Genomic DNA, 23,226 nt, shown 5'->3' on the forward strand with positions numbered 1-23,226 from the left:
TCTAGCCGGGCGGCGGCCGCTGAGCTGCCGCGCGCAAGCTCTCCCACCGCTCATATTGCCGCCGCTTGTCCGCAGCCGGATCCTCGTACCGGCTGAGCCAGAAAGCGAACCAGTCGATGTTGCGCTCATAGACCGCGAGCCGGTGCAGCGGTTGCCATTTGTAGTGATATTCGTCGGGATAGACATACATCTCGACCGGCTTGCCCGCCTCGCGCAGTGCACCATAGGATTCGAGCGACAATGCCGTCTCGCGATCGGCGACCTGGAACAGGATCGGCGTGGTGATGATGCGGGCGTTGATCGAGAGCGAAATCGGTTTCCAAAAGGCGTGATCATTATCGACCGAGGGCGGAAAGCCAACTCGGCGATTGGCATCCCCCCATGCCTCACCGCCGAGCACGAGCGAGGTCAACCGGTCGTCGCAGCATGTGCTCATCGCCGCCGCCGCGAAACGCTGCGAGTTGACCAAAGCGTACTCGACCGTCGAGGCGCCATCGCTCAAACCCGTAATGCCGATCCGCGCCGGATCGATCGCTCCGGTCGCGATCGCCTTGTCGATGCCGGCCATCACCGCCGAATGGATGCTGCGCCGCTCCTTCCAATCTCGCTGGTCGGCGGCCAACTCCTCTTCCCAGCTGGTGATGCCTGGGTCGGACGACGACACACCCGGCGGCCGCTCGAAGCTCAGAACGGCAAAGCCCTTCGCGGCCAGCGGAAAAATCGGATATTCGTCGCCGGTGCCGCCACGCAGAAAGCCGCGGCTGTGATAGACGACCACCACGAGCGGCAACTTGACCTTGCCGTCATAACCGGGTGGCAGGACAAGGTCGCCCCAGGCCGGCAGCCCGCGGTCGTTGCGCCAGCGCAGCCGTTCGACTCTCCCCAGACGAAGCCGGCCGAACTCCGGATTGGGGTCGAAGATCAGCCGGTCACGTCCCGTTGCAAGGTCGATTGCGACGATGCGGCGCGGCGTCGTGGCATTCTCACGGCCGCAGATCAGCGTCATGCCGCCCTGGATGCAGCCGGTCAGGCTGTCCGTCGTCCGAAGCACCGTCGACAACCGGTTGCTGCCCGGTATCCAGCGATAAAGCACGGTCTCCTCGCCATGCCAGCCGTCGCGATTGAGGAAAACCAGCGAGCGCCCCGATCGGTCCCAGAATATCCGCGAGATCCGACCGACACAGGCGGCCAGCCGGCAGGCGATACGCTCGCCGCGCGCACCGGTCGCCCAGAGCCGGTATGGTGCTTCGGGATGCTTGCTGAGCGGAATGGTCCAGGCCCTGGCGCCGGTCCCGGAAGCGGCGACCACATCATAGGGATAACCCGGTATCGGTGCCCGATTGACCAGTGTTTCCTCGTCCGGCGACGCCGCACGCGTTGCGCCGGTGGAAAGCGCGACGATGAATCCCCTCGCCGGAATATCCCTGACCCAGAGATTGGGACGCCAGCTGATCTCGGGAATGACGCGTGCGTCATAGAGCCAGCCCGCCTCGCCCTCGCGTTCGATCTGGCGATCGCCGTCAATCCGGCCGGCACGCGCGGTATAGACAATGCTCGCACTGTCGGGCGTCCAGGCGAAATCCTCGACATCGACCGGCGCATGGGTGACCGCCGAGGCGCCGCCACCATCTGCCGCCGCGCGGATCAGTTGAACAATCCCGTCGACCGGCTTGCGGTAGGCCACCGACCGGCCGTCAGGCGACCAGAGCGGCGCGATCTGCTGCGGGAAGCCGGTGGTAATGAAAAGCCCGCGGAACAGGCCGGCGAGCAGGGGCAGCCGCCCGCCCCGGTCGATGATCCGCAGTCCCCCCTTGCCGTCGACCGGTGCCACCACCAGCGCACTACAGACCATATTCGTCGCCGGATCGGCCCGCACAATCACAAAGGCGAGGCTGTGCCCATCCGGCGAAAGCGCATAGGGGCTGGTCGCGCCATTGACGACTTCCGGGTCTCCCACATCACGGATCCGCACGAGGTCGCGGGTCGTGATGTCGCGGGCCGCCATGGGTGCCACATCCGGCAGCAGGTCATCGCACGCGGCATGCGCCATTGCCGGGAAGGCCGCCAGAAAAAGGGCGAGCGCGCTTGCCAGGCCCCTTACCACGACTTGGTTACCGTCAGGCCGAGCACGCGGCCGAACGGCGCGTAATTGGTGCTGTCATATGGCGTATCGAGGAACAGGCTGGTCGCGATCGGCGCGGGCTTGGCGTTGAACAGGTTTTGCGCCGAGACGATGATGTCGATCCCGTCGAACAGCCGCCGACCGCGGGCCGTTTTGTATCGGATGGTGAGGTCGAACGGCATCATGCCTGCGATCCGCGCCGCAGGCGACACCCGGGCGTCGCGCACCGGACCGATATAATTGAGATCGGCGGTCACGGTGAGCGCGCCGCCAGTCCAGCTGAGCTCGCCGCGCCCGCGCAGATGTGGCGGGTTGAACAGCACGCCGGCAAGCTGTGTGAGTGGCTGGCCTGGCCCGATCTGCTGGTCGCTGTCGAGCCAGCTCAGGTTGAGCGTTGAGCTCATCGTACCGCCCCCCAGCGCGAAGCGGTAGCGTCCGAGCACATCGACGCCGCGCGCGGTCTGGCGGCCGGCATTGACGTTGCTGTTGTCGACGATCGCGATGACGGTCGCCGGATCATAGGCACTATTCGCAAAATTGGTGAAGGAGACCGCTTGCGCAAGTGCGGCGGTCTGGGTGGCGAGAGCCGGATTGGCGGTGATGCGGGCCCGGTAAAGCGGATCGGACAGCGCCACGCTCTCAAACAGGATCGGCGTGACGATCCGGTCGCGATACTGGACGCTGAACCAGCTGATCTCGAGCTCCGCGCCGGCGAATGCGCGCGGATGGAGCGCAAACGTCGCCGACCAATTGGTCGAACGCTCGGGGCGCAGGTCAGGACTACCGCCCTCAAGCAGGATGGCGGTCGCTCCAGGCACGGCGGCGGCGCCGAGGCTTGCCGCGCTATAGAGATAGGCCGTTCTGGGCAGATATTGTTCGTAGAGCGTCGCCGCGCGGAACGAGCGGCCCCAACTGCCCTTGAGCGCGACATCGGGAGTCGGCGCGTAGATGATACCGAACTTCGGCGTCGTCACCGTGCCAATCCCGGGATAACGCTCGTGGCGCGCTGCGAGGCTGAGATCGAGGCGATCGATTAGCGGGACGGACTGGCCGGGGCCGACCAGCGGCAGGCTCAGTTCGGCAAAACCGTAATAGCTGTCCTGGCCGCGATCGACTTGCTCCTGTGCGCCCCGCGCCGAGACGCGCTGAAAGCCATTGTGCCGAAAGCCAGCGCCGAACGCCAGTTTCGCCGCACCGCCGGGCAGGTCGATCAGCTTGCCATTGGCTGACAGCTCGACATTGTCGGTGATGTTGCGATAGGCCCCCGACCCCGCGTCGATCGCGGAAGAGCCGAACACATAGGTTCCGCCGTAGCGCACTCGGTTCCAGCCATGGCTGCCGGCCAGGACCGCCTGCCACTTGGCGGGAAGCGTAAGCTTGAGCGATGGCGCGATCGCCCAGGACTCGGCGCTATTGACCCCCTCGAACCGGCTGATCAAGAGATCGCCGTCAGGATTAAGCGGCGCGCTGAGTTGGCGCCGGCGCTTGTTATAGAGCCCGTCGAGATCGAAGGTCAGGCCGGGCGCGAGCTCCTGGCGGAAGGTCAGCGCCACATTATGGTGCCGCAGATAGGGGAAAAGCGTGACACCGGGCGTGCGCGTTTCGGCATAAGAGCGCTCGCTGGCGGTGATCGGCGTGGTGCGCGCGAACTCATATGCCAGGAGCGCGCTGCCCGACGCCCAGGTCTGTCCGGCCGTCGCGCCATATTGCTGCTGGAAATTGCCCCCGTCGGTCGAGCCCGCCACGCGCGCGCTGGTCTCCAGTCCGTTGAAATCACGCCTGAGGATGATGTTGACAACACCGGCCACGGCATCCGACCCGAACAGGGCGGAGGCGCCGTCGGGCACCACGTCGATCCGATCGATCGCACCGAACGGGATCGCCGAAACATCGACGCTCTGTCGCGCCGCGTCGTAGCTCAGCCGCCGGCCGTCAAGCAGGGTGAGCGTGGCGTCGCTGCCGAGCCCGCGCAGATTGACCGAGGCGCCCCCGCTCACATCCGCACCCTTGCCGGACGGCACGTTCGAACCGATCCCGGGATTCTGCCCGCCCCCGAAATTCTGCGGCAACGCGCGAAAAACATCGGCGACGCTCGACTGCCCAGCATTGCGCATCGCCTCACGATCGATCCGGATCGTGGTCGACGCGACCGGCGCGCCACGGATGCGCGTACCGGTTACCATGATGTCGCCTTGCGCATCGGCGATGCTCACAGCCGGCCGGATTGCGACACCGTTGCCGACCGGGGCTGCCTCAAGGCCAGTCCCCGCCAGCAGGGTCGCCAATGCCTGATCGAAGCTCAGAGTGCCGTCGAGCGCAGGAGCGGTCCGGCCGGCAACAAGGTCGGCATCGACGGCGACCGTCCGCCCAAAAGTCAGCGCCACGGCGCGCAGCGACACAGCGAGTGGCTGTGCCGGCAGATGGAGCGCGCGGCGCCCGGCATCCTGCGCGGTGGCGGGCAGGCAGGCCATACAGGCGATGGCGGCAAGGCCGCAGCCGGTCAGATGATCGTTTCGCATGGTCTCTCCCCGAATTGGGCGCGCTTTCAGAGCGGCCCTTCGGGGGGCGAGACGCCGGGGAACCGAGTTACCCTATGGTTTTTTTGAGCCGGCCGCCGATTGTCCGGGAACGAGCGACAAGGTCGCATCGGCATTGCGCCGGACCGTGAGGCCGAAGGTGGCGGCAAGAGTATCAGCGAAGCCTTGCGGATCGTCACGGCGAAAGGCGCCGGTCACTCGCAGCCGCCGCGCAGCCAGATCCTCGACCAGGATCGTCCGCCCGCCGATCCGGTTGAACGCCGCGACGGCGGTGCCGAGCGGCACTGCCTCGAATTCGACCATGGTCTGCGGCCATTGTACATCCGTGTGCGTCACAGCGACCGGCTTGCTGATTCCGGCAGTGAACAACGCGACCTTTTGCCCCGGCTGCAAATGCCGAACATGCAGCGGCGCGCGAGCGCCCGACCCGTCGCGGACCTCGACAGCGCCGCGAAGCAGCATCACGTCGATTTGCTTCGATGTGACGGCGATGTCGAACATCGTCCCGTGCGCGATGACGCTGCCGCCGCCCGCAGCCACCACGAAGGGGCGCGCCCGATCATGGGCGACATCGAACCGCGCACGGCCTGCGACGAGCCGCAACCGGCGCTCGGTACCGGTAAAAGCGATCTCCAGCCGCGATGAACGATCAAGCATGATTCGCGAGGCGTCAGAGAGCCTGATGGTGCGTACCCCTCCCCCGCTCGATGCTATTTCGGTCGCGACGGCACCTGCCTCGACACGCCTGTCGGGAGCACCAAGTCGGGCAATCAGCACGAGACCAAGGGCGATGGCGAGCACGACCCCGGCGCAAAGGACTGCAGCGCTTCTGTAGCCGCCACCGGATCTTGCAGGCGTGAGATCCCGCGCCCGGCCGGTCGACGTGTTGGCAAGGAACATCGACTGGTCCCAGGCGCGCACAAGATGCTCATAGGCGGCCGCGTTGTCCGGATTGGCAGACCATTGCGCAAAGGCATGGCGTGCATCGCCCGCATCCGGACCATGCATCCTCGCAAACCAGTCAGCGGCGCTCTTCTCGGTGGTCATCGAAGGATCGACTCACAATGCTGCGCCCTCATCGCCGAAATTGCCGGCCAAGAAAGGCGATGGCACGGCTCATATGCTTCTCGACCGTCTTGATGTGCAACCCCGTCCGCAATGCGATCTCGCCATAGCTGAAGCCGTCAATGCGATGCGCGAGGAATATCTCGCGCGTTCGCGGATCAAGCCGCGCGACTGAGGCTTCAAAGCGCTGCAGCATATCGCGCGCCTCCAGCGCCGCGATCGGATCATGCGCAGCCAGCGGCACATCGTCGAGGCAGATGTGAAGATGCGCCGAGCGGCGCTCGGCAGCCCGCGCCTCGTCGCGGATCAGGTTGCGCGCCGCCTGCTGGAGATAGGCGTCCGGCGCCCTGATCGCGGGCATCGCATCGACCGCTTGCGCAGTCAGCCGCACGAACAACTGCTGTACGATATCGGGGGCCAAATCCGGCGGGCCGCGGCGCCGGACAAAGCGCAACAGCTTGTGCCAATATGCCCGGTACAGCAGGTCGAGCTCGGCCGCCGGAGCACGCGGCACGCGATCGACCGGCGGCAACGGATCGGCTTCGGCGATCGGCTTGCCGACCAGCGGTTCCCCGTCGAGGTTCAGACGCATGGCAGCGCTTCGCTGGCCAATTGGCCAGCGTGTCGATCGCGCGGCGCGCACGCGACCCCCGAGCCCAACAGCATGGGCCATTCTCCGGCAGGAAAGCCGTTCGGCGCGGCCGAACGTGCGAGACGGCCGGAAGCTGCACCATCGCCTTTAGCCGCCACGCGGCCTGGACATTCGCGACAGTCGTCCGGACGCTCTGACGCTCCGGCCCATCTTTCCGACAACGCTGCTCGCGTGCCTTCGCGTCACCATGGCGACGCGCCATCAGCTTAAAGATCAGCCCCGGCAATGCAAGTGGCGGTCCCGGGACCGCCCACCGTCGCGTCGACAGCTATTCAACGATCGTTGATTAAAATCCATTATGTCGAAAGGCGACACCACCGAGCAACCACGCCGCCAACGGCGCGCGGCGCCACGCGATCCGGACCGGTCGCGTCGCCGCATCCTCGACGCCGCTAAGATCCGTTTCTCCCACGCAAGCTTTGAAGGCGCGGGCGTGCGCGATATCGCCGCCGATGCCGGGGTCGATCCGGCCTTGGTAATCCGCCATTTCGGCTCGAAGGAAGCGTTGTTCCGCGCGATCGTGGATAGCGCATTCGGCACCGACGACCTGCTGGCTGATGGTGTCGCCCGGTTGGCAAGCCATGCCTCCGAACTGCTGCTGGGCGATTGGGAGGACGGCGTCTGGCAACACGACTATAATCCCCTGCTCCTGATGCTCGCCTCGATCAGCAGCCCATTGGCAGGACCAATCCTCGCGACGGGCCTCGACCGGGATTTTCTCGCGGCCCTGGCGACCGCGCTTGGCGGCGCCCGGTCTCGCGAAAGGAGCATGATGATCGCCGCGCAGATTCTCGGCCTGGCCCTCATCCGTATCGTGGCCAGTCGCGACGGCGCGGCGCCCGTTGATCGGCAGGCGCTGGCGGAGATGCTTGAAGGCACGCTCGACAACCTGCTCCGCCAAAGCTGAGTGTCCTGACCTGGTCGGGCACGCGGCTGTCGCGATCCTCCTGGTTTCGGACATCGAACAAGCAAGACAAGCGCGCCCGAGCGACGACCCGACCGAATACCGCACCGCGCAAGCCGGGTGTCGAGGAACATGCTTGAGGCATGCGCCGAGGCCTTTAGCCCTGCGGGCCTGGACATGCGCCTCGGCCACCCGGCCCGATGAAATCCTAAGAGCGGACTCCGGCGCGAGCCGGGCCGTCGAGACCGAAACATTGCCGCACCAATGCGGCCATCGCCATGCCATCAGCCGGAAAGTCCGGTATCGGTAGGGCAGGATGATAGTCGATGGCGATGTCAGCCTCCACAAAGTGCATTGCGGTCACTTGATCAAAACAATGTGCGCTGATCAGGCACGATGGACGGCTTAGATCAACGTAGAGATCGACTTGGACGGTCATCGCTATTTCCTTTCGGCGTAGCGCATCATCAATCAGCGTCGTCACCATAAATGAACGATGAATCATGATTCTTCAATACTGCAATACACCTTACTCAGTCTTCGGAAGCGCAGCCGCTGCGCATGGACATGCATACCAGGGTAGAAAGCGGACTGGACGGCAGCCATTGGCTCGCCTTGCATGCTCCGTCTTAACCCGCCCCGCGCAGACGACAGTCCATCGCTACCGAAACGACTGCCGTATCGGGAAATGTGAAGCGTAATTCATCCCGGGCACTGACCGGCCTCGGCTTTCGTGCATCGCTGCTGCTTGCTGTGCCGGCAAGGCCGCCCGGCGCTTGTTCATCAGGTGCTCCTGATGGGCGGCTGACGGAGATAAGCGCGCCGCGATGGCAACTCAGGTCGGGAGGAACATAAACCGTCGCCGCCGCCGCATATCGTGCGCGCGGCCTTTTCCAAGCGGGTCGCATGGCAATGCGGCACCTGTGCGGGCGGCGCCCATTGTTGTCGGCCCAACGGCGCTCGCGGCCGGAAAACGAGCGTGTCCTTGGCGAGGACGCAAATGCTGTCCTAGCCGCTCATCCGCCAAGCCCTACCTTGGGTCCGGGCTAAACCACATTCCTCACCGCCCTCGCTTTTCGGACACGTCTGATGCGCCGGCGGCTTCGAGGATCAACTGCGTGATTTCGTCGGGATGAGAAATCAGCGCCAGATGGCCGGCCTTCACTTCGATCGTCTTGGCACCCATGCGCTTGGCCATGAATCGTTCGAGATCGGGATCGATTGTGCGATCTTCCGTCGAAACGGCATAGTAGCCCGGCTTCGTCCGCCAGGCCGCCTGCGTGGTCTTGCCCAAGAGCAGCTCCTTGTGGAACGGTTCCTGGACCGCATAAAGTATCCTTGCCTTTGCTTCCGGCAGATCGCCCGCGAAATCGCGCAGGAACGCAGCCTCGCCAAGGCGCCCTTCGTCGCCGTCGAAGACAATCCCGGCGGTTGCGGGCGGCGTCGGATACCTCTTCGCCAAAGCCGTGTAATCTTCGCCGGCATCGGGTGCTCGTGCGGCCACATAGACCAGCGCCGAAACATTTGGATGCATGCCCGCCTCGGTAACGATCATCCCGGAAAAGGAATGCCCGACCAGGACTGTCGGACCATCCTGCCGCGCCAGCACGCGCTCCGCCGAAGCGACCGCTTCAGGCAATGTCGTCAAAGGATTCTGCACGGCCGTGGCGTTCAGCCCTGCCGCCTGCAATCGCCCGATCACCTCCGACCAGCATGATCCATCAGCGAACAACCCGTGGACGAGGACGACATTGCGCGCCTTCACGGGCGCGGCAAGCGCCGCCATGGCGCGGTTGGGTATCAACGACGCCGCGGCGGTGGAAACCAATGCTGTTGTGAATGCGCGCCGGGTTATCATGGATGCGGGCTCCCTTGAGGTTGCGAAGCGGTTGAGGCGCGAATATCGCCGGGCGCGCCGTGGCAGTGCTTTGCCGGCACTTCGACCATCACGTCCGCTACGCCGCGCGTCACGAGTTCGCCCCTCCTCCCTGCGAGTCGGTCTTGAAATAGTCGGCCCGCTCGAACGGCTCGTTTAGGACGCAGCATTGCCACCAATAAGGGCGAAGCTCCGTCTCTATCGCCGCAGTGAGCAGATCATGTATCGTCTGAGCCATGGCGCGCTGGACGTCTGCGGGTCGCGGATTGGTGGTCATCAGTCTGGCAACCAGAATCTCACCGTCCGGATCGTCGCCCGCAAGGTGCGTTGCGGTGACGTGTACCCGGCTTTTGAAATCATCGAGCTTGCCATGACCTTCATCGGCGAGGCGGTGGTGGATGGCCGCGAACACGCTGCGGAAATCCAGCGCGGCTGCCAGCCGCGGCGTCGCCTCAATGCTGATATGGGGCATAAGCGATCCTCCAAAGGCGATGTGGTTCAACGAGCTTCATAATCAAGATACCCTTCCCGCCAGTCGCGAGCGTTCACTGCTCGACTTTGGCGACGCCCATCTGCGAGAGAAGCGTCAGATTGTCCTCAATGTGCCAATTGTCAGTGATGCGACCGTTGGAGACCTTGATGAGATCGGTCGCGATGAAATCAATCGCCTGGCCCTTGCCCTTGACCTGCCCGAAACTGCCCGTGAAATGACCTGTGAATTCCATGTGTACGGTCACATAGTCGCCGGCCACGACCATCTTCCGGACTTCGACGCTCAAATCGGGAACCGCCGCGCGGAACCGTTTCGAGGCGAATGCCGGGCCTTGCGGTCCCTGAGGTCGCCCCGGCGGAAGCGTATGATCTGTGAAGTCGGGCGCGATCGCGGCCTTCAGCAAGGCTTCGTCACCGGTGTTCCAGAACTGATAAAAGGCGTTTGTCGCGTCGATCGCGGCATCCCGCTGCGCCGCTGGCATCGATGTGACGACGACAAGGTCGTCGATCTTCACTTCCTTTGCCAGCGCAGGTGCCGAAAGCATCGTCCCGGCAAGAGCGATGACCACGAGAAACTTATGCATGACGTTGCTCCTGCCGGGTTGGGGATGCGGCATCATTCTCCCGGAAAACCAGTTCGAGCAGGATGCCTGTGGGGGTTCGTACGAACAGCCGCCGCTCACCGAGCTCGGGCAATTCCATTTGCGAATACGAGACGTGGAGAGCCTTGAGCTTGCGACGATAGGCGTCGTAATCGGTCAGCCGAAAGCCGACATGATCGATCGCCTCGCCGCCGCGATCGATTTGACCACCGTCGCCTGGAATAAGATGCACGACAGGCGCGTCCCCGGCGTAGAGCCAGTAACCGGGAAAGGAAAAATCTGGGCGATAGCCGGGCTTCAGATCCAGGACCGCTTCCAGAAAGGCACGCGTCCCCTCCGGATCGTGCGTGCGCAAGGTGGCATGGTCGAGCATGCCGGCCTCACGCGATCGTGCCGCCGCCATCGACCGTGACGGTCGTGCCGGTGACAAACGGATTGGTGGCGACGAACAGGATGGCCTGCGCGATATCGTCTGGTTGACCGACGCGGCGCGCGGGCAGGCTTCCGGCGGTGCGGACGAACATCGCCTTTCGGTCGGCCTCCCGCATGCCGCTCCAGAGCGGTGTGTCGATCAGGCCGGGTGAGACCGTATTGACGCGGACCGGCGCGCGTTCGAGTGCCAGTCCGCGGCCGAGCGCTTCCAGAGCGGCATTGATCGCGCCCTGCAGTACAGCGCCGGCGTTCGGGCGGTGCGCGAGAAAACCCGACACAAAGGTGATCGAGCCGCCGGCGACGACTTTCGCCGCCCGAGCGATGCGGTAGGCACCCCAGAATTTGCTGTCCATCGACGCTTTGGCGTCGTCGAGCGCCAGCCCGGCAACCGAACCGCTCCTGGTCGCGGCGGCCGCAATCACGACGTGATCGAACGGCTCCGCAGCGGCAAAGAACGCTTCGATCGCAGCGTTGTCGAGCAGGTCGAGCGCTACCGCCTCGCCGTCGGTTTCAGTGCTGACGGCATCGAGTCTTGGTCCGGGCCGGCCGGCAACGAACAGCTGTGCTCCGGCATGACCGAACGCTGCAGCGGTGGCGGCGCCGATGCCGCCACCCGCGCCCACGACAAGGACGCGTTTCCCTATAAGATCGAAAGACATGATGAGGCTCCTTGCCGCCAAATCTCAGGCCGCCGAACCGGGCAGGCCGCTAACCGTCGGAGCACCGCGATCATAGACGGGCGTGATCGCACGATGTTCGAGCGCCCATTTGGCGATCTCGTCCTTGCGGGCGAACCAGACGCCCGGCTTCGACTTGGCATAGGCCAGAAAGCGATCGAGTACGCGTACCCGATTGGCATGGCCCGAGATGCGGTCGTGCAGCGAAATAACCATCATGCGCCGACGATGGGCACCTTCCTCGTAGAGCTGATCGAACTCGTCCTTCAGCGCCTGCTCATAGGCGGCCGGATTCCAGCCGACGAAAGGAAAAGAGACAATGTCGTTCATATGCAGGGTGTACGGAACGGTGACAAAATCGCCGCCCTTCAGCTTGACGATGAAAGGCTCGTCCATGCTGGGTTCGTCGATATGGTATTTGAAACCGAGCGACTGAAGAATATCGAGGGTGTGAGGCGAATTGCGCATCCAATAGGCGTTCCAGCCGATCGGCTGCTGACCGGTCGCTTTCAGGATTGCCTCGACGCCGTTGGTGATGAAGCGACGCTCGGCATCGGGATCGAGGGCGTAGCTGTTTTGCCAGGTTTGGCCATGGGCTGCGGCCTCATGCCCGCGCTTGACGATTTCGCGGGCAAGATCGGGAGCTTTCTCGACCGCCTGGCCAACCATGAATGAACTGAGCTTGACCTGATGCTTGTCCATCAGGTCAAGGATGCGTGGGACGCCTTCATAAATTCCGTACTGGAAAAAGGCATTGGTCGGCAGATCCGGCAAGCCCTTCTCGATCGGCTCGGGGACGACACCGCCCGCACCGGAGATCGACTGACCGCCAGCTTCGAACATCAGCGAGAAGCTGACGGCAAGGCGGGCGTTGTTGGGCCAGAAAGGTTCAGTTGCCGACATGATGAACTCCTTTGCATTGAGAGCGGATGAGAGGGAGGCCGCCGCCGCTGTAGCAAGGCCGCTGCCCAGCAGCGTCCGGCGGGTGAGTGGGAAAGCTGGATCTGTCATATCGACGAAATAGACCATTGCCTCACGCGTGATAATCGTGCGAGCAAGCGAGTCTTATTTGCATTCAAGTTGATAATTCGATGCTTGACGATCTGAACGAATTGAAGACTTTCCGTGCGATTCTGGCCGAAGGCAGCCTTTCGGGCGCGGCTCGCCGTCTGGGCGTCACATTGGCGGTGGTCAGCAAGCGGCTGACCACGCTCGAGGCCCGTGCGGGTGTGAGCCTGATCCATCGGACCACCCGGGCTCTCAGCGCAACAGAAGAAGGCAAGCGCTTGCTGATCGACATTGAACACGCGCTCGACGCGATCGAAAGTGGTGAGAAGCGCCTGGCCGGCGGACGTGACGAGCCGACTGGCACTTTGCGGGTCAGTGCTCCGGTCTCTTTTGGTCGGCGGCATGTCGCGCCGGTGCTCGGTGAGCTCGCCCGACGCCATCCTCGACTTGGGATATCGCTCCAGCTCGATGATCGGTTGGCCGATCTCGTCAGCGACGGCCTCGACCTTGCCGTTCGCATCGGCGCACTTGCCGACAGTTCTTCGATGATGCGCAAGCTTTCCGACAACCATCGCATCCTGGTCGCGGCGCCGTCATATCTCGATCGCGCAGGTCGCCCCGCGACACCGGCTGACGCAGCACGGCACGACTTTATTCGATATGGAAACGCGTTTGAACCTTGGCGTCTCGAACGAGCGGACGGCGCGACGGCCACCCTGTCCGCATCGGCACGGCTGCGGGTCGACAATGGTGATGCCGTGCGCGATTGGGCGCTCGCCGGACTTGGGATCGTTCTCAAATCCGAGATCGACATCGCGGAGGACCTTGCAATTGGCCTGCTCGAACGCGTGCTTCCCGAATGGCATTGCGGGCAGGCACCGATCGTTGCGCTGTTCCCCAGTGCGCAGCATTTGCCCTTGAAGACTCGCGTTTTGCTGGACGAACTCGCCGCCCATGTCGCCGCGGTGCTGCGTGCGGGTCGGAATCGTCGTCAGACACATGAAGCGCCCGCTTGAACCCGGGCATCCGCTCCACGCCACGCGCTGGCATCATGGAGCCAAGCGTCGATATGTCTGCCCCGAAAAACGCAGCGGTCGGGTCGCGAATTCCATCTGTGAACACATTGCGCGGAATGCGCGGACGCCGCCTGATGCGACGACACGCACAGCAGCGATCCTCAACCCCGCCGAAATAGCCTGTCGCAATCGGCCGCACGCTCGGAACACTCTCGCGCATTCAGACATGCTCGCTCATCCACCGGGTGATCAGTGCGACGACAGACTGTTCTATTCCATAATAGCCATGGGGCGTGAGGGAGCCGCAAGCGTCGTTCGAGCGCTGCTCACCACCATCGACCATCCGAACCTGCACGTCTGGAGAATGGATCATGGCCCGTGCGATCCGATCCGCGTTCTGAGGCGGCGCAACCGGGCATGCATCGGCCTGATTGGCAACAACCAGCGCCGGAACTCGAACATCGCGTGGGTCCGCGTCGAAAACGGTCTCATGGCTGCCGCCGAGCACTGAAACGGACTCTGTCAGCACGACACCCGCGATCGAACCGGCGCGCGCATGAGCCGCACCATTCATCGCCGCGATCGACCCCTGGCTCGTGCCGAGAAGATAGACGGGGCGCGCTGCCCGATCATGCGCGAAGGCAACGAGCCGCGCGACGATGTCGGCATAGACAGGCGAACTCCGATCTCCGCGCAGATTTGCGCGATCGATGGTGTCGGGGATAATGACGGCATAGCCATGAGCGACCCATAGTCGCCGAGTCCGAACGACGAAATTGTCGCCGTGACGCACATCACCATCGGCCGTCAATCCGAGCTCGCCTGCCCCGCCGGGCAGCATGACGATGGTCCCCCGGGGCTCGGCAGGGGCTGCGTAGAGAAGATTTTGGATCGCGCGCCCGGGCAAGGGGAGATGATATACTTGTTCGCTGGGAACGGCGATCGAATCCGGGGTCAATGTCCGATCCGAACGGCCGCCTGAAAATGCCAGAGCGGTGGTCGCAACAGCCACGACCAGCCCGGAGGCGATCATCAAGCGCACAAGTATTTTTTGCATCGGAATTCCTTGCAGCAGGAGACGGCTTTCAATCGCCCCCGACAAAACGTCGTCGCCGGCTTCACACGGCAAAATATTGCCCGGGTGAGGTGCCCCTCCCTCCCCGCTCCGCTCGATAAAAGCCGGCCGCGAGCGCGTTTTTTCGGAGCGCTTGCATGCTGTGGATGGTGCAGCACAGCAAACAGAACGCTCGATTCGTATATTGCATCTGAAATCGCCGCAAGCGCTGCTGGCGATGACATGGTCGCAGCAAGCTGCCTTTCCTTGATCAAGCACCGTCTAAATACAGGAATATTTACGTGTTATTTCAACTATATATAGCCAGATTCCACTTAGTTCCTCAACTGTAATTTGACACTGACTTGCCCTTCTTGCCCATAGTCACGATGCACCGGACTCAACATATTTAGCCCATGCAAGCGAGCGAGCCGCATCTCCCCAGCCATCGAACAGCCCGGCGGGCGAGCGTGCCGGGGGCGTTTCCTGCCCCGGCAAACATGAGGCAATCAGTTCGAACATTGTGCCAGCCGGAACGGCAATATTCCACCAATCTACCATCAGATTTATATAGGAGATCGTTGCCATGAAAGGGTCTGACCTTCTTATCGCCGCCCTCGAAAATGAGGGAGTGGAGCGCATTTTCGGCATTCCAGGAGAAGAGAACCTGGACGTCGTCGAGTCTCTTCGGAAGTCATCCATCAAACTCGTCGTGACTCGCCACGAACAGGCTGCCGCCTTCATGGCTGCCACATATGGAAGGCTCACCGGAAAGCCCGGCGTTTGCCTGACCACGCTCGGGCCCGGCGCGTTGAACCTCACGACTGGGGCCGCCTACGCGTTGCTCGGGGCGATGCCGATGATCATGATCACGGGTCAGAAAGGAATATTATCGTCTCGGCAGGCACGCTTTCAGATCGTGGACGTCGTTGCCGCGATGAAGCCTCTCACTAAGCTTTCGCGCCAGATCGTCTCCCCCATGTCGATCCCGACACTTGTCCGCGAAGCGTTTCGCGTCGCGCAGGAGGAGCGTCCGGGGCCTGTACATCTGGAACTTCCCGAGGACATTGCCGCCGAGGAATGCGCTGACGTCAGCTTGGTTCCTCCCCATCCCGTGGAGCTTTCGCAAGCGAGTACGAGCGCCCTTGATCGCGCCGCGGCGATCATCATGCAGGCTCAACGTCCGCTGCTCATGCTGGGGGCGGCGGCTTCCCGGCCAAGATCGACACCCGATCTTGCCGAGTTCGTATTGCGAATCCAAATTCCCTATTTCACGACCCAGATGGGCAAGGGCACCGTACCCGGGGGAACCAATCTCTACATGGGAACGGCAGCGCTTTCCGAGCGCGACTATATACACGAGGCGATAGAACGAGCCGATCTCATCGTCACCATAGGTCATGATACGGTCGAGAAGCCGCCGTTCATCATGGGCCCGGATGGACCACAGGTCATTCATGTCGGATATCAGCCCGCCACCGTCGAGCAGGTCTATTTTCCCCAGACCGAGGTGGTTGGTGATCTCGGCTTGTCGCTGAGGCTGTTGGCGGATCGCGTCGAAGGGAAAATTGCCAATGCGCAAGCTCTTCTGCCCATGCGCGAAAACATTCTGAGCCGCGTTGCCGCCGGGGCCACCGACGAACGCTTCACGCCGCAACGTCTGGTGCATGACGTGCGCGAAGTCATGCCGCCGGACGGCATCCTGGCTCTCGACAACGGGATGTATAAGATCTGGTTTGCTCGAAACTATCGAACGCAGATGGCGAATACGATATTGCTCGATAACGCCCTGGCCACCATGGGGGCCGGCCTGCCGTCTGCGATGATGGCCGCCATGCTTTACCCCGAACGCCGCGTCATGGCCATTTGCGGCGACGGCGGCTTCATGATGAACAGCCAGGAGCTGGAAACGGCTGTCAGGCTCAAACTCAACCTCGTCGTGCTGATCATCGAGGATCACGCCTTCGGCATGATCCGCTGGAAGCAAGCGGTCGACGCGTTTCCCGATTTCGGCATGACCTTTGGAAACCCGGATTTCGTGAAATATGCCGAGGCCTATGGGGCAAAAGCATCCCGGATCGGGGCAGTCGCTGAAATACAACCCACTCTCGAAAAAGCGTTCTCCGCCGGCGGCGTGCATCTCGTCATCGTGCCGATCGACTATTCGGAAAATAAGCGCGTTCTGGTTGATGAATTGCGTGAACGACTGACCGCCAGGAAGGGAATGTGACGGTGTCGCGAATGATGCCGGTCGTGCAGGCCTTCAACCGCTCGGTCATTGCAGAAATCGCGCTCGACGACGCCCAGGCGTTGGAAATCAAGCTCGCTTCAGCGTTGCGAATGACGCGGGACCGCGATGCGTGGCTGAAACCGCATCAACGTAGCGCCATCCTACTGCGCACTGCGGGCCTGCTGGAGACCCGACAGGCGCATTTCGCCACGCTCATCGCCATGGAAGGCGGCAAGCCGATTGCGGATGCGGCGGTCGAAGTGCTTCGGGCGATCGATGGCTTGCGCAATGCAGCGGATGAACTGAGGCATTTCGCCGGCCGGGAAATCCCGATGGGCTTGACGTCTGCCAGCGAGGGACGTTGGGCGTTCACGACGAAAGAGCCGATTGGGGTGGTGGCGGCCATCTCGGCCTTCAATCATCCACTAAACCTGATCGTTCATCAGGTGGCTCCTGCCGTCGCCGTTGGCTGCCCGGTCATCATCAAGCCGGCCACGGCAACACCATTGTCGTGCCTCGAACTGGTTGCCCTGTTCCGCGAGGCGGGCCTCGATGAGCCCTGGTGTCAGACCTTTGTCACCGACGACAACGCACTCGCGGAACGCCTCGCAACGGATCCGCGCGTGTCCTTTTTGAGCTTTATCGGATCGGCCCGCGTCGGCTGGCAATTGCGCAGCAAACTGCCGCCGGGGACGCGCTGCGCGCTGGAGCATGGTGGCGCGGCACCTGTCATCGTCGATCGCAGCGCGAATCTCGACAAGATCATCAAACCGATTGCCAAGGGCGGCTATTATCACGCCGGCCAAGTCTGCGTTTCAACACAGCGGATCTTCGTTCATACGGACATCTTGGCGGATTTCGTGGATAAGTTTGCCACGCATGTGCAATCTTTGCGCGTCGGCGATCCCCTCCTGCCGGAGACCGAGGTCGGCCCCCTGATCACCGCTCGAGAAGCAGATCGGGTGACATCGTGGATCGGCGAAGCGGCATCCGCTGGCGCGCGCGTGATCGGCGGAGGTTCTCTGTCGGAAACGACGCTCATCCCCGCCATCCTGCTCGACCCGCCCGGCGACGTGAAACTATCTCAGCTCGAGGTTTTCGGCCCTGTCACTTGCGTCTACGGCTTCCAGGAGATCGGGCAGGCGATCGAAACCGCCAATTCCTTGCCCTTTGCCTTTCAAGCCAGCGTGTTTTCGACTGACATTGGCCCCGCGATGCAGGCGGCACATCGTCTCGATGCCTCTGCGGTCATGATCAATGATCACACTGCATTTCGCACCGATTGGATGCCGTTCGCGGGGCGGCGCCAGTCCGGTTACGGCATCGGCGGGATACCATGGTCGATGCGGGAAATGTCACAGGACAAGATGATCGTCCTGATGCACGACGACTGAAGCTACCGCGAGAAGCCGAATTCCGCCCGGCACGAACATGTTCAGCTGAATACCGGACGACCTGCTTGAACAGGGGCAGAGCGATCGCGTGCGCGCGATGGACACCACCGACCCCGAAAACCCCGGAAGAAATATGCCATGATCAGCATCATCATGTTCGCGTTGCTTCCCATATTCTTCATCTTATCCCTGGGATTTACCGCCGGAAAGCTCAACATCGTCAACAACGCCCATGCGGGCGAACTGAACACCGTTCTCATGAACTATGCTTTGCCGGCCGCTCTTTTCATTGCGACAACCTCGGCAACCCGGGAGGAGATATTCGAGCAATGGCCGGTACTGGTCATTGTCGGCGGCGCGATGATGTCGGTCTATGCCCTCTGGTATCTGATCGCCTTTGGTTTTCTGAGGCGCGTCAGCAGTGATGCGGCCCTGCAGGCGTTGACCGTTGCCTTACCCAACGCAGCGGCAGTGGGCCTGCCCGTTGTCTCCGCCCTGCTCGGGCCCGGCCATGCTGTTCCGGTGGCCATGGTAATTGCGACGGGCACGTTGCTCCCATCACCTTTGACCCTGGCCTTGCTCGAGCTTTCGGTGGCCCGCGCCCCGACAGCGAATGGCGGGGCCGCACTGCGTTTCCTGCGGGCGATATCCCGGCCACTGGCAAAACCGATCATGCTGGCACCAGTGGCTGGTACCGTGCTTTCCTTGCTTGCCTGGCGCCTTCCTCCGCTTGCGGAAGCCTTGTTGCAGCCGCTTGGCGCTGCGGCAGGCGGCCTGGCACTCTTCATTACAGGCCTATTGTTGTCCGGCCAGCGGTTCCAACTGAGCTGGAGTGTCGTTGCAGCAACCACTGCGGCGAACATCCTTCGGCCCGTTCTCGCACTCGGCATCGCCGCACTGTTGCCTGTGCCCGAGACGACCGCAAAGATGGCCATAATGTTCTCTGCATTTCCATCAGGTTTCTATGGCGTTCTGTTCGGTGCCAATTATGGCCTGAACACGAAGGAAGTGAACTCGACGGTTATCGCCAGCACCGTCTCCTCCGCCATCACCTTATCTTTGACGATCGCATGGCTCTATGGCTGATGGGATCCGGCAAGCACCTCACGGGTCACGAAGTCGCGGATTGGCCAGCCATTGGCGTCTATCGGTTATTCTGGTCGGACCCGACGCAGATTTACCCCAGCGCAGCGACAGTGTCGTTCATCGCTTTTAACAGCGACAACGCAGCCTATCCCCACTCGCGCGCCCGGCGGTTCCGCGGTTTTCGAGACGTTGGCGCTCCGGATCACCACAGAGGAGCAATTCCGCCACCTGCAAAGGCTCGGCCTTGGCGTTGCCAGCTTCAGATTTTTCCTCGGCCACACCGTCGCCGATCAGACACATGCGCGCGAAGTCTGGGACCCTATCGAAGCGCTCAGGTTAATGTTCGACGAATGGGCGTGGATGGCACACCCCACGCGTTTGGCCGGTCCCGCTGATGTCGGTTGAAGGCGGCGAGGCGAATATATTGCCATTTGCGCCGACGGCTGCCGCGATGCCGCGCCGACCATCTTCGTTGAATGTCGATTTAGCAGGACCCGTCAGATATCGGTGAACGCTGTTATCGAGTAGTGCCAATCCGTACGGCTTCGATCAGAGGCGACCAGATTGCAGTCTCGCGGGCAGGCGGATCGGCGTGGATCCTGCTGCAGTTGCTGGGTCGCAGGCGGAGTACATTTTTTGCTCCTTAGATCATCATTTATATCCCCACAGTCCCCAGCTGCTGTTTGCCTATTGCCAAGCTCCTGAAGCGATGAGCACCCACTACCGGTTTGCGGGATGAGCGGAGGGGGCGATGAGTCGGGTTAAATCCTGGTTGTTGGGTTCTGTGGGCGCTGCCGGCATCGTGGCGTGCAGTGCGCTGGCTCAGGAAACGACGACTTATTCCTATGATGGTCTAGGCCGATTGAAGGGGGCGACGATCACGGGCGGAACCAACAACGGTCGCGTGACGGGAACCTGTTTCGACGCCGCCGGTAATCGCACGCGCTACGACGTGGCGACAAGTTCGCCAGCCGTCTGCCCAAGCCCTACACCAACTCCGTCACCTTGAACCTTCAAGCCACGAGCAGAGAGGGTTGGCCTGCTCAGTTAGGAAAGGTTCGTCGAAAACTTTTCCGGGATTCTCAGATTTCTCGAGAGCGAAATGCCTGTGAGGAACTAATGCGCAAGTTTCTACCGATCATTTTCATCATCCTGGCAGGGCCTGTGTCCGCCCAGACGGTTCAGGTAAGCATTCCGCCGCCGATACCTTATCAAACCGAGGATGAGAATGGCATAGATCCGGTAACGCTCCGAATGGCGAGCCCTGGTCCGAGCCTTGCTATCGGATCTGGTGCGGGTGAGATGAAAATGGCGTTCAGTGGCGAATTTCCGATGTACGGCAATAACCTGCTTGGTCGTCTCAACTTTGATCTGCTGGACGTGTCGTTCACGGTCTCGTTCGATGGAAAATCGGAGGATCTGTATCCCACAACCGGACAGATCAATCTGAATGAGGACAGCATGGTCGGCGCCCGGGGTGGTACGTTGACCTTCTCAGACGCAACAAAATCAGCAGTTTATATTTCTGGCGATGGCACTCGCATCGATTTTAAGTACTCACTCGTGTACGGTCCGATATTTGGCGGAACAGGTTACGGTCTCTACCTTGGTGGACCCGTGTCTGGAGTCGCCACTAAGATAGCTTATCCCAGTGGAAATGTTATCGACATAAATTATACATTGGGTTTTGCATCATCATATCCTTCTAATTGTAACATTGGTAGTGAATGCAGCACATTGTATGACGCCTACAGAATAAAGTCATTACAGACGAGCTTTGGATATCAGGCAAAATTTGAATATCATAATAGCACCGACATGTGGCTTTTGAAGAAGGCCTATTGGATCAACGAGGCGACCAAATATTGTAGCCTGGCTGTCGACTCCTGTGGCTACGGTACCATCCTTCCGTCGATCAAGAACGAGCCCAGGACGTCGAATGACATCCAGGATGCGCTCGGCGGCACCTACTCATTTTCATATAATGTCGCTGGCGACAACGATTGGGTGATGCTTAGCGCGAGGACGCCGGTGAGTTCCTCTGCCTTGTTAAGCAGAGACTCGGTCTGGAACGAGACATCGTCCGCCCCATTCCATGTCACCAAAAACGGCCAGACCTGGACCTATCAGCGATTGGAGACCGACAACTTGTATCCGACATATGATTTCGTCAAAAATAAGATTACCGATCCGCTAGGAAACGTCACCACTATTGAGGGAAGTTATCGCCGGCACCTGATCACCAAGGTTACCGATTCTCTTGGGCACGCGATCTCTTACGAATATGACAATTACAAGCGCATCACAAAGGTGACCCTGCCCGAAGGCAATTATGTTTCCTACACCTATGATGGTCGGGGCAATGTTACTCAAAAGACGGTTCTCCCCAAGCCGGGGTCGGGGTTGGCGGCGCTAACCGAAAGCGCCATTTATCCAGCAACATGCGGCAACGTTTTCACCTGCAACAAGCCTACAAGCATGACTAATCCCAAGGGTAACGTGACAAGCTATTCCTATGACGTTGTCCATGGCGGGCTCCTGATGGAAACGTTCCCGGCCGTAAGTGGCGTGTCCCCCGTAAAGCGCTACTCATACACGCAGCGCTATGCCTGGATTAAGGATAGTACTGGCGCGTATGTACGCGCGGCACATCCCATCTGGCTTCTTGCCGATGTGAAGACCTGTAAGACCAGCGCGACAGCCGGAAGCTCGTGCGCTGGCGGAGCATTGGATGAGGTGGTCACCAGTTATGACTATGGTGCGGATAGTGGCCCTAATAATCTTCTTTTGCGAGGAACGACGGTCAGCAATGGCGGCGTCTCCTTGCGGGCCTGTTACGGTTACGACGAAATGGGCCGAAAGATCAGCGAGACGGCGCCGCGTGCCGGGCTGGCAAGCTGCCCATGATCTATGCGGTTGCTATGAAAATTCACAATCCTCCTGGGAGCTTGGGAATGATCAGACGAATTGTCGTCTTGGCGATCGCGTTTTGTTTCACAGCGGCGCTGGGGGCGTCCGGCGCGCGCGCGCAAGCCAGCTCGTCAGATTTTACGGTCGGTTATCGTTATGACCTCAATGGAAGAGCCACAGGCACCATAAGCCCTGATCCCGATGGGGCAGGTCCACTGCATTTTGCAGCGACGCGGACTACTTATGACAGTGCGGGGCGCCCGACGCGGGTGGAGAATGGCGAACTGGCGAGCTGGCAGTCCGAAGCGGTGGCGCCCGAAACATGGCCTGGCTTCACTCTGTTTAGCCAAGTCGATACGACTTATGATCTGATTGATCACAAGCTTAAAGAGACCGTATCGTCGGGTGGAACGGTCTATCGGGTCACGCAATACAGCTATGATTCGGCCGGTCGGCTTGAATGCACTGCTGTACGCATGAATCCGGCCACCTGGAGCGCTTTGCCAGCTTCGGCATGTAATCTCACGACCACCGGCAGCATTTATGGTCCGGACCGCATCACCCGGAATGTCTACGATGCTGCGGGACAGTTGCTCAAGCTGACCAAAGCCTACGGCCAGACCATTGCAAACGGGTTGCCGCAGCTCCAGCAGGACTACGTCACTTATGCTTACACACCCAACGGGAAGCAGGCGAGTGTCAAGGATGCCAACGGCAACTTGGCGGGCTATACTTATGATGCTTTCGACCGGCTGGTCGCTTGGTCGTTCCCGTCGAAAACCGTAATCGGAAGCTCAGCATCATGCACTGTCGGAACGATCGCTGAGACGACCGACACGTTTGGAGCGGTTGTGACGGGTCCATCAGAAACGCGGACCGCCGGCAACGATTGCGAGAAATATGCTTACGATCGCGGCGGCAACCGCGCCAAGCTGATGAAGCGCGATGGCAATGTTATCCGCTACGCCTATGATGCGCTCAGCCGTAATATGATAAAGGATATCCCGGGCTCGACCGTGGCTGATGTTTACTACGGCTATGACCGGGACTGTCAGGAATTTTGTGCGTGAGGTCATATAGATGGAAGAGAAAGGACCATCGATATGGCAATCGACAAGGACGTTTTGGACCAGCTTCTGGCTGGTCGTGACCCGCAGGAACTGTTTGCC

20 protein-coding genes are annotated in these 23,226 nt (G+C 61.4%); 7 read left to right on the forward strand and 13 right to left on the reverse strand.

The features are described from left to right. Position 1: 1 nt before the first annotated feature. The 4 genes from ACRECS_RS19930 to ACRECS_RS19945 all read right to left on the reverse strand — a co-directional run bounded on the left by ACRECS_RS19930 (position 2) and on the right by ACRECS_RS19945 (position 6,316). On the reverse strand, positions 2 to 2,104 hold the full coding sequence (locus ACRECS_RS19930; RefSeq protein WP_431584696.1) for an Atxe2 family lasso peptide isopeptidase: 2,103 nt from the start codon (positions 2,102 to 2,104) through the stop codon (positions 2 to 4). Continuing rightward, positions 2,098 to 4,641: a TonB-dependent receptor domain-containing protein gene (locus ACRECS_RS19935; RefSeq protein WP_431584697.1), complete on the reverse strand. Its 2,544-nt coding sequence runs from the start codon at positions 4,639 to 4,641 to the stop codon at positions 2,098 to 2,100. Before ACRECS_RS19935 ends, ACRECS_RS19930 begins: the two co-directional genes overlap by 7 nt. A gap of 72 nt (positions 4,642 to 4,713) precedes the next feature. Next, entirely contained in the window at positions 4,714 to 5,706 is a 993-nt protein-coding gene (locus ACRECS_RS19940; RefSeq protein WP_431584698.1) for a FecR family protein, read from the reverse strand. Between the two features lie 28 nt (positions 5,707 to 5,734). Continuing rightward, complete coding sequence (locus ACRECS_RS19945) at positions 5,735 to 6,316, reverse strand: RNA polymerase sigma factor (RefSeq protein ID WP_431584699.1); 582 nt, start codon at positions 6,314 to 6,316, stop codon at positions 5,735 to 5,737. 358 nt (positions 6,317 to 6,674) lie between these two features. On the opposite strand from ACRECS_RS19945, the gene ACRECS_RS19950 reads away from it, so the two are divergent. Continuing rightward, positions 6,675 to 7,283: a TetR/AcrR family transcriptional regulator gene (locus tag ACRECS_RS19950; RefSeq protein WP_431584700.1), complete on the forward strand. Its 609-nt coding sequence runs from the start codon at positions 6,675 to 6,677 to the stop codon at positions 7,281 to 7,283. Between the two features lie 205 nt (positions 7,284 to 7,488). Here the strand turns inward: ACRECS_RS19950 and ACRECS_RS19955 are convergent, their stop codons facing one another. The 7 genes from ACRECS_RS19955 to ACRECS_RS19985 form a co-directional block, all read right to left on the reverse strand. Continuing rightward, complete coding sequence (locus ACRECS_RS19955) at positions 7,489 to 7,785, reverse strand: hypothetical protein (RefSeq protein WP_431584701.1); 297 nt, start codon at positions 7,783 to 7,785, stop codon at positions 7,489 to 7,491. A gap of 555 nt (positions 7,786 to 8,340) precedes the next feature. Next, a complete protein-coding gene (locus ACRECS_RS19960) occupies positions 8,341 to 9,138 on the reverse strand; it encodes an alpha/beta fold hydrolase (protein WP_431584702.1) in 798 nt (265 codons plus the stop codon). Between the two features lie 109 nt (positions 9,139 to 9,247). Further along, entirely contained in the window at positions 9,248 to 9,628 is a 381-nt protein-coding gene (locus tag ACRECS_RS19965; protein ID WP_431584703.1) for a hypothetical protein, read from the reverse strand. A gap of 73 nt (positions 9,629 to 9,701) precedes the next feature. Continuing rightward, a complete protein-coding gene (locus tag ACRECS_RS19970; RefSeq protein WP_431584704.1) occupies positions 9,702 to 10,232 on the reverse strand; it encodes an ester cyclase in 531 nt (176 codons plus the stop codon). Beyond that, on the reverse strand, positions 10,225 to 10,623 hold the full coding sequence (locus tag ACRECS_RS19975) for a VOC family protein (protein ID WP_431584705.1): 399 nt from the start codon (positions 10,621 to 10,623) through the stop codon (positions 10,225 to 10,227). Before ACRECS_RS19975 ends, ACRECS_RS19970 begins: the two co-directional genes overlap by 8 nt. Positions 10,624 to 10,630: 7 nt before the next feature. Then, entirely contained in the window at positions 10,631 to 11,341 is a 711-nt protein-coding gene (locus ACRECS_RS19980; RefSeq protein WP_431584706.1) for an SDR family oxidoreductase, read from the reverse strand. 24 nt (positions 11,342 to 11,365) lie between these two features. Next, a complete protein-coding gene (locus tag ACRECS_RS19985; RefSeq protein WP_431584707.1) occupies positions 11,366 to 12,388 on the reverse strand; it encodes a polysaccharide deacetylase family protein in 1,023 nt (340 codons plus the stop codon). 62 nt (positions 12,389 to 12,450) lie between these two features. On the opposite strand from ACRECS_RS19985, the gene ACRECS_RS19990 reads away from it, so the two are divergent. Next, positions 12,451 to 13,383 carry a LysR family transcriptional regulator gene (locus ACRECS_RS19990; RefSeq protein ID WP_431584708.1) on the forward strand — a complete coding sequence of 311 codons (933 nt, stop codon included), beginning with the start codon at positions 12,451 to 12,453 and terminating at the stop codon, positions 13,381 to 13,383. Positions 13,384 to 13,603: 220 nt separating this feature from the next. Here the strand turns inward: ACRECS_RS19990 and ACRECS_RS19995 are convergent, their stop codons facing one another. Together ACRECS_RS19995 and ACRECS_RS20000 are read right to left on the reverse strand one after the other, a co-directional pair. Further along, positions 13,604 to 14,716 (reverse strand): alpha/beta hydrolase, encoded by a 1,113-nt coding sequence (locus ACRECS_RS19995; RefSeq protein WP_431584709.1) that lies wholly within the window; start codon positions 14,714 to 14,716, stop codon positions 13,604 to 13,606. 105 nt (positions 14,717 to 14,821) lie between these two features. Then, complete coding sequence (locus ACRECS_RS20000; protein WP_431584710.1) at positions 14,822 to 15,025, reverse strand: hypothetical protein; 204 nt, start codon at positions 15,023 to 15,025, stop codon at positions 14,822 to 14,824. On the opposite strand from ACRECS_RS20000, the gene ACRECS_RS20005 reads away from it, so the two are divergent. The 5 genes from ACRECS_RS20005 (at position 15,024) to ACRECS_RS20025 (ending at position 23,127) form a co-directional block, all read left to right on the forward strand. Further along, positions 15,024 to 16,667: an acetolactate synthase large subunit gene (locus tag ACRECS_RS20005; protein WP_431584711.1), complete on the forward strand. Its 1,644-nt coding sequence runs from the start codon at positions 15,024 to 15,026 to the stop codon at positions 16,665 to 16,667. The two genes, ACRECS_RS20000 and ACRECS_RS20005, sit on opposite strands and share 2 nt — an antisense overlap. A gap of 11 nt (positions 16,668 to 16,678) precedes the next feature. Continuing rightward, positions 16,679 to 18,061 (forward strand): aldehyde dehydrogenase family protein, encoded by a 1,383-nt coding sequence (locus ACRECS_RS20010; RefSeq protein ID WP_431584712.1) that lies wholly within the window; start codon positions 16,679 to 16,681, stop codon positions 18,059 to 18,061. A 138-nt stretch (positions 18,062 to 18,199) separates the two neighbouring features. Continuing rightward, positions 18,200 to 19,147, forward strand: coding sequence for an AEC family transporter (locus ACRECS_RS20015; RefSeq protein WP_431584713.1), 948 nt, complete (start codon positions 18,200 to 18,202; stop codon positions 19,145 to 19,147). A gap of 1,119 nt (positions 19,148 to 20,266) precedes the next feature. Beyond that, positions 20,267 to 22,054, forward strand: coding sequence for a hypothetical protein (locus tag ACRECS_RS20020; protein WP_431584714.1), 1,788 nt, complete (start codon positions 20,267 to 20,269; stop codon positions 22,052 to 22,054). Beyond that, on the forward strand, positions 22,051 to 23,127 hold the full coding sequence (locus ACRECS_RS20025) for a hypothetical protein (protein WP_431584715.1): 1,077 nt from the start codon (positions 22,051 to 22,053) through the stop codon (positions 23,125 to 23,127). Before ACRECS_RS20020 ends, ACRECS_RS20025 begins: the two co-directional genes overlap by 4 nt. Positions 23,128 to 23,226: the final 99 nt, after the last annotated feature.

Source organism: Sphingomonas sp. (assembly GCF_050725575.1).
Lineage (GTDB): Bacteria > Pseudomonadota > Alphaproteobacteria > Sphingomonadales > Sphingomonadaceae > Sphingomonas.

Coding starts and splice junctions, on each gene's coding strand:
- ACRECS_RS20000 (WP_431584710.1), bottom strand. CDS start 15,025: ATGGCAACGATCTCCTATATAAATCTGATGGTAGATTGGTGGAATATT.
- ACRECS_RS19940 (WP_431584698.1), bottom strand. CDS start 5,706: ATGACCACCGAGAAGAGCGCCGCTGACTGGTTTGCGAGGATGCATGGT.
- ACRECS_RS19985 (WP_431584707.1), bottom strand. CDS start 12,388: ATGGTCTATTTCGTCGATATGACAGATCCAGCTTTCCCACTCACCCGC.
- ACRECS_RS20020 (WP_431584714.1), top strand. CDS start 20,267: ATGCGCAAGTTTCTACCGATCATTTTCATCATCCTGGCAGGGCCTGTG.
- ACRECS_RS20015 (WP_431584713.1), top strand. CDS start 18,200: ATGATCAGCATCATCATGTTCGCGTTGCTTCCCATATTCTTCATCTTA.
- ACRECS_RS19945 (WP_431584699.1), bottom strand. CDS start 6,316: ATGCGTCTGAACCTCGACGGGGAACCGCTGGTCGGCAAGCCGATCGCC.
- ACRECS_RS19970 (WP_431584704.1), bottom strand. CDS start 10,232: ATGCATAAGTTTCTCGTGGTCATCGCTCTTGCCGGGACGATGCTTTCG.
- ACRECS_RS20025 (WP_431584715.1), top strand. CDS start 22,051: ATGATCTATGCGGTTGCTATGAAAATTCACAATCCTCCTGGGAGCTTG.
- ACRECS_RS20005 (WP_431584711.1), top strand. CDS start 15,024: ATGAAAGGGTCTGACCTTCTTATCGCCGCCCTCGAAAATGAGGGAGTG.
- ACRECS_RS19955 (WP_431584701.1), bottom strand. CDS start 7,785: ATGATTCATCGTTCATTTATGGTGACGACGCTGATTGATGATGCGCTA.
- ACRECS_RS19960 (WP_431584702.1), bottom strand. CDS start 9,138: ATGATAACCCGGCGCGCATTCACAACAGCATTGGTTTCCACCGCCGCG.
- ACRECS_RS19965 (WP_431584703.1), bottom strand. CDS start 9,628: ATGCCCCATATCAGCATTGAGGCGACGCCGCGGCTGGCAGCCGCGCTG.
- ACRECS_RS19980 (WP_431584706.1), bottom strand. CDS start 11,341: ATGTCTTTCGATCTTATAGGGAAACGCGTCCTTGTCGTGGGCGCGGGT.
- ACRECS_RS19935 (WP_431584697.1), bottom strand. CDS start 4,641: ATGCGAAACGATCATCTGACCGGCTGCGGCCTTGCCGCCATCGCCTGT.
- ACRECS_RS20010 (WP_431584712.1), top strand. CDS start 16,679: ATGATGCCGGTCGTGCAGGCCTTCAACCGCTCGGTCATTGCAGAAATC.
- ACRECS_RS19950 (WP_431584700.1), top strand. CDS start 6,675: ATGTCGAAAGGCGACACCACCGAGCAACCACGCCGCCAACGGCGCGCG.
- ACRECS_RS19990 (WP_431584708.1), top strand. CDS start 12,451: ATGCTTGACGATCTGAACGAATTGAAGACTTTCCGTGCGATTCTGGCC.
- ACRECS_RS19975 (WP_431584705.1), bottom strand. CDS start 10,623: ATGCTCGACCATGCCACCTTGCGCACGCACGATCCGGAGGGGACGCGT.